Source organism: Rhodothermales bacterium (assembly GCA_034439735.1).
Lineage (GTDB): Bacteria > Bacteroidota > Rhodothermia > Rhodothermales > JAHQVL01 > JAWKNW01.
The window spans coordinates 1-16,448 of record JAWXAX010000294.1 but is presented as its reverse complement, the minus strand read 5'-3'; the positions used below and the strand labels follow the sequence as shown (position 1 = coordinate 16,448).

Below are 16,448 nucleotides of genomic sequence, written 5' to 3'. Positions count from 1 at the left end.
CTCCATGAGCGCGACCACGCCGGGGGTGATGACGCCCAGGTTTTCGGCGACGACGGGCAGTTCGCCGAGCCGGCTCTCGAGCACCTCGAACAGGCGGGCGCCGGGGCCATCCACCCAGATCCCATTTACGGCGGTATCCTCGGTGGCCGGCACCTGCCAGAACGCCTCGAAGCCGCGGAAGTGATCGAGACGAACAAAATCCACCTGCTTGAGGATGTTGGCAATCCGCCGCGTCCACCACGGAAAGCCGTTTTTCTCCATCAGATCCCACCGGTAGATGGGGTTGCCCCAGCGCTGACCGGTTTCACTGAAATAATCCGGCGGCACGCCGGCTACCACCGTCTGCCAGCCTTCGGCGTCCAGGTGGAACAGCTTCGCGTTGGCCCAGACGTCGGCGCTGTCGTGGGCGACGTAGATGGGCAGGTCGCCGATGATCGAGATCCCCCGCTGATTGCTGTACTGCTTCAGCGTCTGCCATTGGAGATCGAACAGAAACTGCCAGAACATCTGCATGCGGATGCCGTGCGCGTGGACCTTGCGGGCCTCGCGCAGCGCGGCCGCCCGGCGGCGTTTGAGGCCATCCTCCCACTCGGTCCAGGTCTTCCCGTCGTGGATGTATTTGAGGACGACAAAGAGGGCATAGTCATCGAGCCAGTGGCTCTCGCGGGCGCAGTAGGCCTCGAAGTCGGCGAGGAAGAGCGTCGATTCGCCGGCTTCGAAGCGGCGGAAGGCCGTGTCGAGCAGCTGGAATTTATAGTTGGAGACGGCGTCGAAATCCACCTGGTCGACCGGAAAGTCCGGCACGCGGCCAAAGTCTTCGTCGCGCAGGAGGCCGGCCTCGCGCAGCCGCTCCGGGCTGATGAGGAGCGGGTTGCTGGCGAAGGTAGACGGGCTGGCGTACGGCGAGTTGCCGTACCCTGCCGGCACGAGCGGCAATACCTGCCAGACGCGCTGCCCGGTGTGGGCGAGAAAATCGACGAACTGATAGGCCGACGCGCCGAGGTCGCCGATGCCATAGGGAGAGGGGAGCGAGGTGATGTGCAGCAAGATCCCGCTACAACGAGGCAGGTTTATCACGATACGAGACCGAAAGAGTTATTTGATGATCATCATCTTGCGGGTTCGCGCCACGGTAGCGCCCGCCTCGGCGCCTTCAAGGGGCGAGACGACGATCTGAAAGAGATAGGTGCCGCTGGCGAGGCGGCCGGCGTCGAAAATTACCTCGTGCCGGCCCTCTCCCCGCGTTTCTTGATCGACCAGCCGGGCGATGCGCCGGCCGGCGAGGTCGAATATCGCCAGTGAAACGCGGCTTTCCGTCACCAGATCGTACGGGATACGCGTCGTGGTGGCAAACGGATTGGGGTAATTCTGCGACAGCTGGAAGATCTCCGGCCGCGGCAACGGATTAAACGCGTCGTCGGCGCTCGCCAGGTACAACCCCCGTCCGTGGGTGGCCGCCGCCAGGATGCCATCCCCTTGCCGCACCGCGAGGTCGGTTACAACCGCCATGCCGATATCGTCGCCGGCTTCCGGGTTCCATACCGTGGCGCCGCCGCTCAGCGCGTGCGTCGCGAACAGGCCGGCGCTGGTGCCGACGACATAGTGCGTCTCGCCATCGATCGTCAGGATCGCCGCGCTGCGAAGCGAAGGGCCGGGTTGCGCGGTGGTGCCCGCGAGGTTGCCCTCCACGGCCGTAAACCGATCGCCAGCGCTGGTGGAATGGTAGAGTCCGATCACGTTGTAGTTAGAGAAAACAACGAGCATCTCGGTTGCATCAAGGGGATTGATGGCGATATCGACGACATACGCGCTCGCCGGCAGGCCCGATGGCGTGATGTCGCGGGCGACCTGCGGCGCGTCCTGTGCGTCATCTATCCGAAAGAGGCGGGGGCCCAGCGCGGCCTCGTCCCGGATATCGCTGGCGCCGTAATACAGCACGTGGGCGGGGGATTCCGAGATGGCCATGGCCGTGATGACGCGCGGCGCGAGCGCCGGCAGGTCGGTGAGGATGCTCCAGACCTCGGTGATGCCGTCGCGCGAGGTGAGCCCGCTCTGGATGCCGGGCAGATCGGTGTGGGTCCAGAGCTGCGACCCGCCGGCGTAGAACATCGTGGTCTCGTCGTTGGGGTTGACGACGAACGGGTTGACGAAGAGCTGGTTCGTGGCGTCCTGCGGGTGCATGAAGCTGAAGCCGGCGAAGGTCGGGTCTCCCGAGCTGTTGTAGGTGAGTTTGAGGATGTCGCCTTGTTGGATAGCCACATACGCGTTGCGTTCACCGAAATACAGCTGGCCCCCGTCGCCGACGCTGATGTTGCGTGAGTCGTCGTCCAGGTCGTCGGTGCGCAGATAGGGCGTGCCGTTATCCTGGGTGCCACCAGCGACGCGTGGATCGCCGGCGCCGGCCGCGAGGGCGACAGAGTAGAACTGCGACACGGTGTAGCCCCGATTGCGATCCTCCCAGATCACGGCGTCGGGTCGACGGATGTCGTTCGTTCGGTAGACGCCGCCGTCGTTGCCGGTGTAGAGGCGGTTCGGGTCGGAATGGTCGAACACGAGCGCGTGCTGATCCGGGTGGTGGGCAGGGTAGAGCCCGAAGTCGTTCTCGGCGGCATCGTAGCCGCCGATCCAGACATCGACCCGGTCCAGCGCGCGCGTGGCGAAGGCCGTGCGCGAGCGGTAGAGGTTGGTACCGCCGAGCACCAGAAAGTCCGCGTCGTCGGGCTTGACGGCGAGGGCCATGTTGTAGTTGAACTGGGTGTCGATGTTGCCGGCTTCGCCAAAAGTCGGCAGGTTGTCGCTCCGGTCCTCCGCGTCGCCGGTAGACACGTCGATTTTGTGGAGGCGTACGTCTTCCCGGTCGTTGGTCTCGCTCAACGTGGTGGTGTACAGGTAGGCCACATCCGGGATCGAGGGCGCGAAGGCGATGACGGTGCGCCCGTGGGTACGGGGGAAGGAAAGGGGGGTAATGTTCTGCCAGGTGACGCCGTCGTTCCGGCTGACATAGACGCCGGGCGCGTCGTCGGTGGCCGTGTCGGTGCCGGTGGAGGACAGGGTGGCCAGGACCACGCCCTCCGCGTTGACGGCGACGTCGCTCCAGGTGTGGTCGTTGACGCCGCCGAGGACGGGCGCCGGCACGGTGGCGTTGGGCTCGTTGGCGCCGAAGGTGATTCCGCCGTCGCTCGACCGGTAGATGCCCGTCGCATTGCTTGCGGCGAAAAGGGTGCCCGTAACGGGGCTGACCGCTACCCGGCTCACGAAGTCGAACGGGGAATCAAACCGGGTGATGTCGCGCCCCGACGCCGCCGGGGCGACATTCCACGTGAGGCCGTTGTCGATCGACCGGTAGAGGCCGCTGCCGAAGTAGGGGGCGAACCGGTCGGGGTCGGACGCGCTGTTGCCGGCGAACTCCCCGGAGGCGTAATACCAGCGGTTGCGAAAGCCGGGGCGGGGGTCCTGGACGATGTCGGTCACGCTCAGGTTGCCGGCGTCGACGGTGAGCGGCTCCCAGGATCCGCCGGCATCCAGGCTTTGCCACAGGCCGCCAGACACGCCGCCGGCGAGCAGCCGGTTCGGGTTACCGAGGTCGACCGCGAGGGCCCGCGTCCGCCCCCCGACATCCCCGGGGCCGATGGCGAACCAGCCGAGTAGATCGGCTGCGCGCCCGGCCTTGTTGGCGGTTTCAGCGATCTGGCGGACGTGGCGTACCTCCGAGGCGCGGACGTTTGGAGGGATGGCGTTCGTCGCTGGATCCCGCGTCATGTGAAATAGATAATCCAGCCGCGCGGCCTTCAGGGCGTAACTTGCCCGGTGGGACGACGCGCTGACGACCCCCGATGGCCCGGCATCGACGACAGGGTCCTCGCCGCCACATCCGCGCTCGAACAGCAGGCTCGCCAGGATAAGCAGTCCGGCGAGGCCGGCGGCAATCGTTTTTTTCATCCGTACTCGGGCGTAGACCTTTAACCTTAATCCTGGAACCTTAAACCCTTCCGTAACCTCGTTTTCAGGCGTACCGTAGTACCTCTCACCCCGTTCCTTGTTGCCCATTCATTGTTTACCGTCACGTTATGCACCCGCTCCTGTCCCGCCTTCACGCCGCCGACTACGCCTTTCTCGTCGGTCTCATCGAATCGCCCTTTAACGCCACCGACGATCAGGCGCTGCGGCTTCGCCGGGATCGATTCGCGGACGACCCGTCCGACGCCAACCGCGAAGCCCTCACGCTGGAGCTCGAAAACGCCATCCGATATCTGGGCAGCTCCGACGCCGCATTTCTCTTTCGCCGGCTGCAGGGGCGCGACCCCGGGGTCCCGTTTCAGGAGATCGTCCGGGATGTAGCGGCCGCGTTGAAGGTGTCGCTCCCCACCATGGTGACGGATGGTGAGATGCTCGCGCACGTCGTCGAGACCTACGTCACCCGCGAGTTTTCGAAGCTCTCGGCGGAGGAGCAGCAGGCGTTGCTGGTGAGCCTGGGGGTGGAGCAGGAACGCGCCGCGGCGTTCGTGAAGAAGTCGGCCGGCGTCTTCGCCCTGCCGCTGCTCATCCAGGCTTTTGGCAGCCTGGTGGTGGACGGCCTCATCAAGCGGGTGATTTTCGGGGCGATCGGCGCGATTATCGGGAAGCAGCTGGCGATGCGGCTGTTTGATTTCATCGCGAAGCGGTTTCCCTGGTGGGTGTCTTGGATCGGGCCGGCGGCGTGGACGCTTTCGCTCGGGTGGACGGCGCTCGACATCACCGGGCCGGCGCTGCGCAAAACCATCCCGATCGTGTTGTATCTCGGCCTGTGTCAGCTCCGAGGGGACACTTCGCCGACGAGGGGATGATCGTCGGACGCCGAGGTAAACGGGGCTTTGAAACGTGCATAGAGGGCATCGACCACGCGGCCCGCCTCGTCCGCCGGTAGATCGAAGATCTCCGCGGAGGTGACATTGCCCGCGCCGGCGGTGTCCGCGTAAACGGTCTGCAGTCCGAGTCGACGCTGGAAAAACGAGGAAGAGGTGTAAAGCACCTGGAAGCGGGCGATAGGGATGACCCACACGGTGTAAATGAATACGCCCTTGCGGACGAAGAGGGTGGTGTCGTCGAAGGCGTATCCCATATTGCGGTACCGCATGATCGCATACACGACGATCAGGGGCAGGAGCAGCAGCAGCCACGCCACGGCGACGCCGGCCCAGTACGCCAGGGCGGCCATCGCAAGCGCCAGTAGAACGGTGTATCGGACGATCGCGCGTCGGATGGTGAGGCGCGAGACGGGGTGGAACGCCGCCGGCATCTCGAACGGGTAGATGCGCCGGCCGATGGCCTGGGCTTCGGACAACCGCGCCAACGGCGCCGCGAGCTGCTCGCCCTTCTGGGCGGATTCCAGCCCCATCGTCTGGAGCTGCAGCGCATACCACCGAAAATGGCGCATCAACGCATTCGCACGGAAAAGCAGCGCCTGCACGCGTTTCAGGGGGATGGTGCCTTCGGACAGCGTGAGCAGACCGCTCCGCTTATGGAGCTTGTTGCCCTCCAGCCACAACATGAAGTTGTAGTATTTGTTGAAGCTCACCAGGATGCCCGTGACCCAGGACAGAAGGATCGCGATGCCGATGGCGATTGTCGTCAACAACCAGGGCGAAGCGGTCGCAAACTCCGCAATAGGTTGCAGGAAGCCCCGCGTCAACCAGAGTTCGATTTCGTCGGGATCCGGATTGAGTTGCTGGAGAGCGGAGAAGATGAGCGCGATGTAGAGGAGCGAAAACCGGAGCATGCCCACGAGCAGGACGCGGTACAGGGGCAGGTCCAGCAACACTTCGCGCGTAGCCTCCGCCTGCGTGTCCGCCCTGGACGCCGCACCCGGCTGGGTATCCGTTGCCGGATCCGCTGCGGTACCCGATGCGGCGGAGGTGTCGAGGCGCTCCGATTGCTGGAGCTGGTAGGTGCGGACGATCTCGCGGATGTCTCGGGCCGTGGCCAGCGATACGTATTCGAGCACGCCTTCGGTCTGTGCACTGCCGGCGGTCTCGATCTTTACCTTCGCCGTCCCAAACAGTCGCGGCAGTAGCGATTGCTCGATTTCAATATTCTGGATCCGCTCCAGCGGGATGCTGCGGTGCTGCCGGGTCAGTACCCCGCTGTGGATCAGCACCTCGCGCTCGGTGATCTGGTACCGAAACCGAAAGTAGCGAAGGAAGATGAGCGGCAACGCGAGCACGCTGTACAAGACGACGGCGAGTATCGGGACGATCTCCGCCGAACCGCCCGAGCGGATGACGGGCAGCAACAAGATTACGAAGGCCGGCAGGCTGACCAGAAACCGCTGTACGAGCGTCATCGGGTGCAGCATCTGCGTGTCGCGCATGTCCGCCGGATCGGTCGTCATACCGCATCGTCCAGGATGTAGCGCTTGACGTCGTCCCTCAGGCGCTCGGCCTCCTCCATGCGTAAGCCGGGGAGCACCACGTCGCTGCTCCGGCTGCCGGCGGTGTGGACGATGAGTTTGCTCAACTCGAACTCCCGCTCCAGGATGTTCTGCGACACGTCGAGGTGCTGGATGCGACGCAACGGCACGACGGTGCGGATGCGATTGAAGATGCCTCGCTCGAGATACAACTCCTCCGGGCGGAGGTCGAATCGCCAGTACCGATACCGCAGACGCGGAATGGCCAGGGTAACCAGCAAGCCGGCCACGAACGCGGCGGCCGAGAGGGCGCCGGTGGGCAGCGGTAGGCCGCTCGATCCCCCGATATAACCGTACAGCTCATATCCGAGCACGACGGTGAAGAGACACGCCGAGACGATGGCGAATTTGATCGTCCAGACGGTCTTGATAGCAGGTTCGAGCAGGCGCATGCGAGCGGGGTGGGGGCGTTTTGGTCGCTATCTTGAAACCCTTTCTGACCCTCATGTTTCTTTCGCTGGCATCCACCCGATTGAACTTCGTCCCTCCCTGCAGCCGGCGCGAATGCACCCCCGATGCCATGGTCGGGATTCCGCGTTCGGAGTAACGGGTAGACGGTACAATTGACGGAAGACGGAACCCCGAGCCCGAAACACACATCCTATCTATCGTTCGTTCACTTACTTCAGACCCCCATCGCCCATGGCCTTGCTCATAGATACACTATTCGATACGCCGTCGGCCCGGCTCGTTTATCCCTTTGTGGATGGCGAGCGGCCCGAATCGATCGTCGAACGCTTCCTCACCGTACGCGGCTTCACGGCGTTTCTCTGCCGGCCGCTGGTGCCCGAGGACTACGTCGTCCAGTCTATGACGGACGTCAGCCCCACCAAATGGCATCTGGCCCACACGAGCTGGTTTTTCGAGACGTTTGTGCTCCGGCCCCACCTTGCCGGCTACGTCCCGCTCAACCCGGCGTATGCCTTTCTGTTTAATTCCTACTACGTGCAGGCCGGCGAACGGCACTGCCGGATGCAGCGCGGCCTGCTCTCCCGCCCGACGGTGGACGAGGTCTACCAGTATCGGGCGCATGTGGACGAGCACACGGTCCGCCTGATCGAGTCCGCCGGCCCGGCGCTGCTCCAGGAGATCTGGCCGCTGCTCGAGGTGGGCTTCCATCACGAGCAACAGCATCAGGAGTTGATGCTGACCGATCTCAAACACGTCTTTTCGATCAATCCGTTGTATCCGGAATACCTGCCGTATCGCCCTTCGCCCGAGCCGGCCAATCAGGCACTGACGTGGGCTCCATTTGAGGAGGGGCTCTACGAGATCGGGCACACCGGCGCCGGCTTTCACTACGATAACGAGGGCCCCCGGCATCGCCACTTCGCGGAGCCGTTTGCCCTCGCCACACGTCTGACGACCAACGGCGAATATCTTGCCTTTATGGAGGATAGCGGCTACGGACGGCCCGAACTGTGGCTCTCGGCCGGTTGGGCGACATGCGCCGAGGCCGGCTGGGAGGCGCCCCTGTACTGGGAACGCCGGGATGGCGTCTGGCTTCACTTCACCCTCTCCGGACTGCGGCCGATCGACCTCGATGAGCCGGTGACCCACGTCAGTTATTACGAGGCGGACGCCTTTGCCCGATGGGCCGGCGCCCGGCTGCCTATCGAACAGGAATGGGAGATCGCGGCCGTCCGGCAGCCGATCGAGGGGCCGTTTGTCGAAGAAGGCTACTACCGACCGGTCCGCGACAGCGGCGCCGGCGAAGGCCCTGTCCGTCAACTGTATGGCGACGTATGGCAATGGACGCGCAGCGCGTATTCCCCGTACCCCGGTTATGCCCCTGCCGCCGGCGCGCTGGGGGAGTATAATGGCAAGTTCATGTGTAACCAGTTCGTCTTGCGCGGCGCTTCATGCGCAACGTCCTATACCCACGCCCGGCCGACGTATCGCAACTTCTTCTCGCCCGATGCCCGATGGCAGTTCAGCGGCATTCGCCTCGCGCAGTAACGGCCCCATCCTCTAATCAGGAAACCCCCGGAGACATGTCCAAATTCAACCTCGTCTTTCCATCGAATCCAGACGCTTCCACCCTCGTGGACGATGCGCGCGATGCGTTTTTGTCCGACGTCCTCGAAGGTCTCGAACGGCCTCAGAAGACGTTGCCGGCCAAGTACTTCTACGACGAAACGGGTTCGCAGCTGTTCGAGGCGATCTGCGAGCTGAAGGAATATTACCCCACCCGCACCGAGGTGGCCATCATGCAGAGGTACATCGACGAGATCGTCGCCCTGCTCGGGCCCCGGTGCCTGCTGATCGAATACGGGAGCGGCAGCAGCCTCAAGACGCGTATTCTGCTCGACCGCCTTGTCGAACCCGCCGGCTATGTGCCGATCGATATCTCGGGTGATTTCCTGCAGGAGGTGGCGGCCGCCCTCGCGGACGACTACGCGGACCTGCGCATCGAACCCGTCAGTGCGGATTACACCCGCCCGTTCACCCTGCCGGATATCCAGCCGCCGCCACGCCGGCGTGTGGTGTATTTCCCGGGCTCGACCATCGGCAACTTCGAGCCGGCCGGCGCCGTCGCCTTCCTGAAGCGTGCCGCCAGGGTCTGCGGTCCCGGCGGAGGGCTGCTCATCGGGGTCGATCTCCAGAAAGACATCCACGTCCTGGAGGCCGCCTATGACGATGCGCGGGGCGTCACGGCCGCGTTTAACAAAAATATGCTCTATCGAATCAACTGCGAACTCGGGGCGGATTTCGACCCCGACCGCTTCCACCACCGCGCGGTGTACAACCGGGACGAAGGCCGGATCGAGATGCACCTCGTCAGCCAGGAGGCGCAGTCGGTGACGATTTCGGGGCGCCAGGTTGATTTCGACCGCTGCGAGACGATCCATACAGAGAACTCCTACAAATACACGCCGGCGCAATTCGCGCGCCTCGCCGCCCAGGCCGGCTTCGCGCAGCAACGTGTCTGGACCGACGACGCATCTTATTTTAGTGTTCAATACCTGACTGTCGGTGGAACGGGGCCGGCGTGAGGAGTTAAAAGCAAACAGCCCATCACGAGTAGCAAGCCTTAAGAGCAAACGCTCATGTATCGTACAGCGCATGCGTGGCACGATGTGCCCATCGGCGACGAAGCCCCGGAGATTTTTCAGGCGGTAATCGAAATTCCGAAAGGAAGCAAGATCAAATATGAACTCGACAAGCAGACCGGCCTCATCCGGGTCGACCGTGTCTTGTATTCATCGGTGATCTACCCGGCCAACTACGGCTTCATCCCCCAGACCCTTGGCGACGACGACGACCCGCTCGACGTACTGGTGCTCATGCAGGAGCAGGTGGCGCCGCTGAGTATCCTCAGGGCGCGTCCCATCGGGCTAATGGAGATGGTGGATCAGGGGCAGAGCGATGAGAAGATCATCTGCATCCATGTGGACGACCCGGCCTTTAACGGCTTCTACCATATCTGGGAGCTGCCGGACCACACGCTACGCGAACTGAAGCGCTTCTTCCAGGACTACAAGAAGCTCGAGGACAAGGAGGTCCGCGTCGATAACTTCCTCGGTCCGGACAAGGCGCGCGCCGTCGTCAATCGATCCCGCGTACTCTACAACGAGATGTACCGGAAGAAAAAGGACGAGGCGGAAACCGCTGCCGCGACGAGCTGAAGCACGAAACCCACGCAAGCATCCCGGATGAATCCGAACGCGACGCCCGCGCCCGACGGAGATACCCTGGTTCAAGCCGGCGCGCAACGATCAAAACGGCTCATGCACCTGTACGCCGATGGGAGGTCGTGAGAGGACGTTCTGCTCGATCAACGGGCCCGCCGACCTGACGTAGTCGACCGCGATACCAGATTCCTCAGGGTATTTCCGCGCGCTAGCTACAATCCGATTCGGATCTGGCCCGAGTGGTGCCAGGAAGCCAGCTGGCCAGGATACCGTCCGCCCTCGGCCCCGTAATAGGCGTAGTCGAAATCGATCACGCCGAGCGAAAGCCCGCCGCCGACGGTGGGATAGCCCTGGTTGAGGCCGGCGCGGACCGAGAGGATTTTGACCCGCGCCTGCACCCCGAGGCGGATGTGCGCCAGAAAAGCCTGGTCGACGGCGGCTTCGCTATACCCGACATAATCGAGCGCCACGCCGGCCTCGTCGAGCAACCCACCCGGCAGCTTGGGAAGGGCGTACGCCACGCCGAGCCGGAAGGACGGCGCGATCGCGAAGTCCTCCTCCGCCCGGGCCACGTCGTTCGCGACCTCAACGGCGTTCGCGACACCCTGGAGGGTGCGGTCGTAGGCGTAGGCGAAATCGCTGCCCAGGATGTCGAACATCGTCAGGCCAATGTTGACCGTGCCGGGCAGAGGCCCCGGCGCCGGCCGCTGGTAAAGCACGCCGAGGTCTACGCCGACGCGGCTCCCCGATAGCAGGGCGAAGGCCTCGCTTTCTGAGAAGACGTCCAACGGCCGGCTCTTGAACGTGACATAGCGGCGGGTATACTTGCCGTTGAGGCCGGCCGAAAACCCCTTGGCGCCGAACGAAGACAGGTCCATTCCGACGCTCCCCACTACCATGGCATCGGCTATGCCTTCGAGGTTGATCAGCGGCAGGCCGCCACCGGCGTCGGGCAGGCTGTAGCGGATGTGGCTGCTGCCGAAAGCGCCCAGGCCGAAGCCGATCGGCCCCAGGTGCATCGCGAACGAGGGCGCGAGCAGATCGGTCTGTAGAAAGGTCGATTGCCGGCCAATGGCGAGGGTCTCCCGATACAGGGTCTCCAGTTCGTCGGCGGGCAGGTTTTCGATGCCTGTATCCAGCGCCGGCCGGAGCTCGTCCTGGAAAAAAGCCACCTGGTCGAACAGGTTGTCACTCACCGCGATGCGGGCGCCAACGAGAGTCAGGTGGAACCGGGCGTGCGCCACGTGGGCGGGATTGTAGAAGAACGAGGATTGCTGCATCGGCAGCGCGACGACGGCGTCGCCCATGCCGAGGGCCTGGGGCGAGGCCACGAACGAGCGGTTATGCTGAGGGACGAACTGGGCCCGGGCCGGGGCCGTCAGCGCGAGCAGGAGGAAGAGGGCGAGGAGGGGACGACGGAGCATGGGGGAAACCGGTCTGGCGAATGGTGAGAAGGGGTCGAATGGCGCCGGCCTCAGCCGGTGATGCGTACATCGATCCCGCAGGTGGCGGTGATGGACGCCGTGAGGTCGTCCCGGACGTCCTGTACCAGCTCAACGAACTCGGTGTCGTCCGATGACAGGATGGCCTGGCGTGCGCCCAGGGCCTGGACGGCGCGATTGAGATAGGGCACGGCGTCGCAGATGATGGTGGCTTGAAGCGCCTGAAGCGTCAGCTGGTCCGGCGCGCAGTATCCGATGCCATTTCTGAGGGGATAGATACCCCCGCCGGCCTGCTCCGCCGCACGGGTGATCAGCTTTATCGCCACCGACAGGTTGGCGATGGCGCGGGTCATCTGCCGGTTGGCCTGGGCGTTGGCGCCCAAGTCTTCCCCGGTGTCGGCGATGCCCTCGATGAGCGCCGCGACGCGGTCGATCACCGCGCCATGTTCGATGATGGTGAGATAGGCGGGTTCGGTATCGAACTGCAGCGCCTGGTAATCCGCCGACGATCCAACAAACGAGCACACGAGCGGGTCGACGGGATGTTTGCCGGCGAACGCGCCGGTGTCGTCGCTCTGTTCCGTGATAAACTCGGCCAGATCCTTCATCATCAGGAGGTCGATGCCGTTCGCCTGGAACAGGGCCGAGGCGAGTTCGACGCGGACTTCCGTATTCGTCGAGTCTATTTCGTAGGCTTTTTCGAGGAACGTCACCGCCTTGTCGGGATCTCCGTTCTGGAGGGCGTAGCGGGCGTCGTCCAGCAATACCTCGGGGTCGTCGCTGGCTCCTTCGGAATAAAACGGTTCGAAGACGTTGCAGCCGGCTGAAACAAACAGCATCGACACGACCATCCAAAGACGGATCTGGCGCATGGGGGTACCTGAAGACGGTGGAGCGGGGAAGACGCGGTCAGGTTGTGGGGTGACCAAGGCGTCGGGGACCGGTGGGAGCTCGCGATGGACTCCAGAATGGGTATCGGCGTTTATCGGAATCTTCTTAACTCGACGTTTCCCTCTGAAAGGAGGATAATTGGCGGGGTCCTCTATCTGGCATACGATTTGTCAAACGCCGGATGATCGTAAGGAAAAGCCCCCTGCTTGTCCCACGAACGTACACATCGATGAAGGTAGGCTTTCTCCCCGCGCGTCAGCACCCGCCCATCCGTCGTATCTCCATAGCTATCGGCCTGTTTCTGGGTATCTGGTCGATGATCGGCTGTCGGGGGGTGGCGCAATCCACCGGAGAACTGCCGGCCGACCGCTTTCCCGCCCAGGGCTGGAGCCCTATCGTGTGGGACGATCCAGGTGGCTGGACCACCGTCGATGTCACCACACTCGGCATCACGCCGGCCGTGGCAGACGCCGCGCCCCTCCTGCAGGAGGTGGCGAACAACGCCGGCTCGCCTACCATCTTCTATTTCCCCCCGGGCACGTACACGTTGCTCAGTGCGGTGGATATAAAAGAGGACAACGTCATCCTCCGCGGCGCCGGCCCGGATCTCACCCGGCTCGTCATCGACGGGGCGGGGGGCCACGAAATCCGCTTCATCGGCTGGCAGGAGGCCCCGATCGCCGTGATAGCCAACGTGCCGGCCAACGGCGTCACGCTGGCCCTCGCCAGCGCCGGCACCCTTTCCGTGGGCGATCTGATCGAAGTAAGCCAGGATCTGCCGGAATGGGAGGCCGACTGGGGCAAGCGGTCGTGGGGGCAGATCGTGAAGATCATGGCTATCTCGGGGAATTCGGTGACGGTGGATATGCCGCTTTCGCTCGGGCTGAGCGTGGCGAACGGACCGTCGGTGATGAAGATGCACCCGGTGAAAAACGTGGGCGTCGAGGCGTTGGCCATCGAGCGGAAAGCCTACGGGGAGTCCAATAACCTCGAGTTTCGAAGCGTCTACAACGGCTTCGTCCGGGATGTGGAATCCTACAACGCCGTCAAGTTTCACATCCAGCTGTATCGCGTCCGGGATGTTGTCATCGAAGGCAACTACATCCACCACGCCCAGAACTACGGTACGGGCGGACATGGGTACGGGGTGGACCTGGAGCAACTATCCACCCGCATCCTGGTGACGAACAACATCTTCGAGAACCTGCGCCATCACATCCTGGTGCAGACGGGGGTGAACCACTCGATCATCAGCTACAACTACAACGTCGACCTCGTCGAGTTGGTGGACGTCAGCCTCCACGGTCATTATCCCAACCACAACCTGTACGAGGGCAACCTCTTCTGGTGGGGCGGCGTGGCCGACTTCTGGGGGCAGGCCGGCCCGGAAAACACGTTCTTCCGCAACCGCATCCAGGGCAAAACGAGCGGGGGGGCGGGACTCTCGATCTACGACCGATCGAATCGGCAGAACGTGATCGCCAACCATGTGCTCCGCGGCGCCGGCATCGAGCAGGATGGGGAGATCGTGGATACCTATGAGGAGGGCAACATCGTCGATGGCGCGCCGGTCTGGAATACCCTTTCGGCGTCGGCGGACCTGCCGGCGTCGCTCTATCTCGATGCCGCGCCCGACTTCTGGCCGACGAACCTGCCCTGGCCCGCGATAGGACCGGATGTGTCGGGCTCTGATCTGAACGATATCCCCGCCAAAATGCGGTACGAGGGCACACTCGGCGGCGGCGGTGGGGATCCCGTGAACGAACGCCCCTCCGTGGCCCTGACGAGTCCGGCCAATGGGACCAACTACCCTGTGGGGAGCGACATCCGGCTGGAGGCCGGCGCGAGCGACGCGGACGGCATCGTGCAGGGCGTTTCATTCTGGGTGGATGGGGTGGAAGTGGCGGATGTGCTCATCCCGCCGTATGCGTTCACCTGGGAAGAGGTGCCGGAGGGTGCGTACACCCTGACGGCCGTCGCGCGGGACAACGCCGGCGCATCGACCGTCTCCGCCGAGGTGTTCGTCTCGGTTTCGAGCGAGGAAGAACACGAGGTGTTCGTTTCCGAGGTGACCGCCAGCGCCTTCCGGGAGGCCGCGGTGCCGCAGAACACCCTCGACGGCGACCTCGCCACACGCTGGGCCGCGACCGGAGACGGGGTCTGGATCCAATACGCCCTCTCGGACGAGGCGACGCTCTCGAGTGTAGGCATCGCCTGGCACAAGGGCGAGAGCCGGCAGGCCGTCTTCGATCTGCTGGCGTCCGTCGATGGCGAGAACTGGACGGCGCTCCTGGAAGACGCGCTCAGCAGTGGGCTGCGCAAGACGCTGGAGTACTACGATTTCCCGGACATCCGCGCCCGATACGTCCGGATCGTCGGGCATGGGACTACAGTGAACGACGCGACGAGCATCACCGAGGCTTCGCTGAGCATCGACTCGCTGTCGCCCTTCATCGCCGGCGATGCCTCGGGCAACGGGTCGGTCTCCGCACAGGACGCCGCGCTGGTCCTGGCGCACGCGGTGGGCATATCACTTCTCACCGGCACCGCATCAACAGCGGCCGATGTGTCCGGCAACACGGACCTCTCGGCGCTTGACGCGTCGCTCATCTTGCGGTTCGTCACCGGGCTCATCACCTGCTTCCCCTCCGAAGGCAACTGCGACACGGTCTCCGCGCTGCCGTCAGCCCTCCAGCTTCCAGGGCGCGCGGTACGGACGCGATAACAGCGCGTTGGCCTCGCGGTCGTCCTTGAACCGCTCGGCCGCGGGGTCCCACGCGAGGTCGCGCCCGAGCTTCATGGCGATGTTGCCCAGATGGGCGATCGTGATGGACCGGTGCGCCGTCTCGATGGGCGCGACGGTGTGCTCGCGGGAGAGCACGCAGTCGATGAAGTTGCGCGAATGGTTGGGGCTGTTGTACAGCCGGACGTCGGTGGGGAGGATGGCGGACTCCAGCAGGCGCGGGTCCGAGGCATTCCAGTTGCCGCGTGTTACCCAGATCCAGCCCTCCGACCCTTGAAAGCGGACGCCCATCTGGTTTTCGTCCGACACGATAAGCTGCACCCCGTTTTCGTAGACGCACTCGAAGTAGTAGTTGACGGCGGTATTCCAGGGCGCTTCGGTGGAGTAGACCGCGCGGGCGTTGCGGATCATCACAGGGCCGGTGTGTTCGGTGTTCATGCCCCACTGGGCGATGTCCGGATGGTGGCCGCCCCAGTCGGTGACCTGGCCGCCAGAGTAGTCGAAGATCCAGCGGAAGTTGACGTGGCAGCGGGCGGGGCTGTAGGGCGCTTCGGGCGCCGGCCCGAGCCATAGGTCGTAGTTAAACCCGGCCGGCACCGCCTCGGGCGCCTTGCGGTGGCCGCTCCGGCCGAAGTCCGGCGTGCCCGACGGCTGCCCGACGCGGACGGTGTGCAGGTCCCCGATCCGGCCGCTACGAACGAGCTCGCAGGCCCGGCGGAAGCGGAAGTCGGACCGCTGCTGGCTGCCGGTCTGGAAGATGCGGTTGTTGGTGCGGACGGCGTCGCTCATGACGCGGCCCTCGTGGATGGTGAGGCTGAGGGGCTTCTCGCCGTAGATGTCTTTTCCGGCCTTTGCCGCCATCACGACGGGGATCGCGTGCCAGTGGTCCGGAAGCGCGAGCAGCACCGTGTCGATGTCTGGCCGGTTGAGCACCTCGCGGAAGTCCTCGTAAGCGTCGCAGCCGGCATAACTCCCGGAGTTGGTGCCAGAGTCAGCCGCATTCCCGTAGTGCCAGTTGACGTATTGCTGCGCCGGCTCGCGCCCGCCGACGCGCCCGTCCCAGTAGCCGGCGCTCTGGCGGTTCACATCGCACACCGCCGTCACCTGCACCCGCTCGTCGGCCAGGAACGGGACGATGTCGTTCATCCCCTGGTTGCCGCAGCCGATGAGGGCCATCGTGATGCGGTCGCTTGGCGCCGGCCGGCCGGCGCGCCCCAGGGCCGAGGCGGGGATGATGGAGGGGAGGGCGATGGCGCCGGCGGAAAGCTTGAGAAACTGACGGCGGTCGAGGT

12 protein-coding genes are annotated in these 16,448 nt (G+C 64.2%); 5 read left to right on the top strand and 7 right to left on the bottom strand.

Annotation, left to right across the window (positions count from 1 at the left end; all coding sequences use genetic code 11):
• Positions 1-1,080 (bottom strand): 4-alpha-glucanotransferase (malQ, locus tag SH809_20510; GenBank protein ID MDZ4702105.1); only part of this gene is annotated, 1,080 nt, incomplete at its 3' end.
• Positions 1,081-1,095: 15 nt separating this feature from the next.
• The gene (locus SH809_20505; protein ID MDZ4702104.1) at positions 1,096-3,939 is read right to left on the bottom strand and encodes a hypothetical protein; all 2,844 of its coding nucleotides are present in this window, start codon (positions 3,937-3,939) and stop codon (positions 1,096-1,098) included.
• Between the two features lie 128 nt (positions 3,940-4,067).
• On the opposite strand from SH809_20505, the gene SH809_20500 reads away from it, so the two are divergent.
• The gene (locus tag SH809_20500) at positions 4,068-4,823 is read left to right on the top strand and encodes a hypothetical protein (GenBank protein ID MDZ4702103.1); all 756 of its coding nucleotides are present in this window, start codon (positions 4,068-4,070) and stop codon (positions 4,821-4,823) included.
• Here SH809_20500 and SH809_20495 read toward each other — a convergent pair.
• Both SH809_20495 and SH809_20490 read right to left on the bottom strand, forming a co-directional pair.
• On the bottom strand, positions 4,787-6,367 hold the full coding sequence (locus tag SH809_20495; protein MDZ4702102.1) for a PH domain-containing protein: 1,581 nt from the start codon (positions 6,365-6,367) through the stop codon (positions 4,787-4,789). The genes SH809_20500 and SH809_20495 overlap by 37 nt on opposite strands.
• Positions 6,364-6,837: a PH domain-containing protein gene (locus SH809_20490; GenBank protein MDZ4702101.1), complete on the bottom strand. Its 474-nt coding sequence runs from the start codon at positions 6,835-6,837 to the stop codon at positions 6,364-6,366. The genes SH809_20495 and SH809_20490 overlap by 4 nt, the downstream gene beginning before the upstream one ends.
• Before the next feature lie 250 nt (positions 6,838-7,087).
• Here SH809_20490 and egtB point away from each other — a divergent pair, with 250 nt between their 5' ends.
• The 3 genes from egtB to SH809_20475 are packed head-to-tail and all read left to right on the top strand — an operon-like array spanning position 7,088 to position 10,074.
• Positions 7,088-8,404 (top strand): ergothioneine biosynthesis protein EgtB, encoded by a 1,317-nt coding sequence (egtB, locus tag SH809_20485; GenBank protein MDZ4702100.1) that lies wholly within the window; start codon positions 7,088-7,090, stop codon positions 8,402-8,404.
• 35 nt (positions 8,405-8,439) lie between these two features.
• Complete coding sequence (gene egtD / locus SH809_20480) at positions 8,440-9,441, top strand: L-histidine N(alpha)-methyltransferase (GenBank protein MDZ4702099.1); 1,002 nt, start codon at positions 8,440-8,442, stop codon at positions 9,439-9,441.
• Positions 9,442-9,495: 54 nt separating this feature from the next.
• Entirely contained in the window at positions 9,496-10,074 is a 579-nt protein-coding gene (locus SH809_20475; protein MDZ4702098.1) for an inorganic diphosphatase, read from the top strand.
• 218 nt (positions 10,075-10,292) lie between these two features.
• On the opposite strand, the gene SH809_20470 is transcribed toward SH809_20475, so the two are convergent.
• Together SH809_20470 and SH809_20465 are read right to left on the bottom strand one after the other, a co-directional pair.
• The gene (locus SH809_20470; protein ID MDZ4702097.1) at positions 10,293-11,504 is read right to left on the bottom strand and encodes a hypothetical protein; all 1,212 of its coding nucleotides are present in this window, start codon (positions 11,502-11,504) and stop codon (positions 10,293-10,295) included.
• Positions 11,505-11,554: 50 nt separating this feature from the next.
• Complete coding sequence (locus tag SH809_20465; protein ID MDZ4702096.1) at positions 11,555-12,394, bottom strand: tetratricopeptide repeat protein; 840 nt, start codon at positions 12,392-12,394, stop codon at positions 11,555-11,557.
• Positions 12,395-12,642: 248 nt separating this feature from the next.
• Between SH809_20465 and SH809_20460 the strand changes: the two genes are divergently transcribed.
• Positions 12,643-15,138 (top strand): discoidin domain-containing protein, encoded by a 2,496-nt coding sequence (locus tag SH809_20460; GenBank protein MDZ4702095.1) that lies wholly within the window; start codon positions 12,643-12,645, stop codon positions 15,136-15,138.
• Here the strand turns inward: SH809_20460 and SH809_20455 are convergent.
• On the bottom strand, positions 15,097-16,448 hold a 1,352-nt coding region (locus tag SH809_20455; GenBank protein ID MDZ4702094.1), incomplete at its 5' end, for a Gfo/Idh/MocA family oxidoreductase. The genes SH809_20460 and SH809_20455 overlap by 42 nt on opposite strands.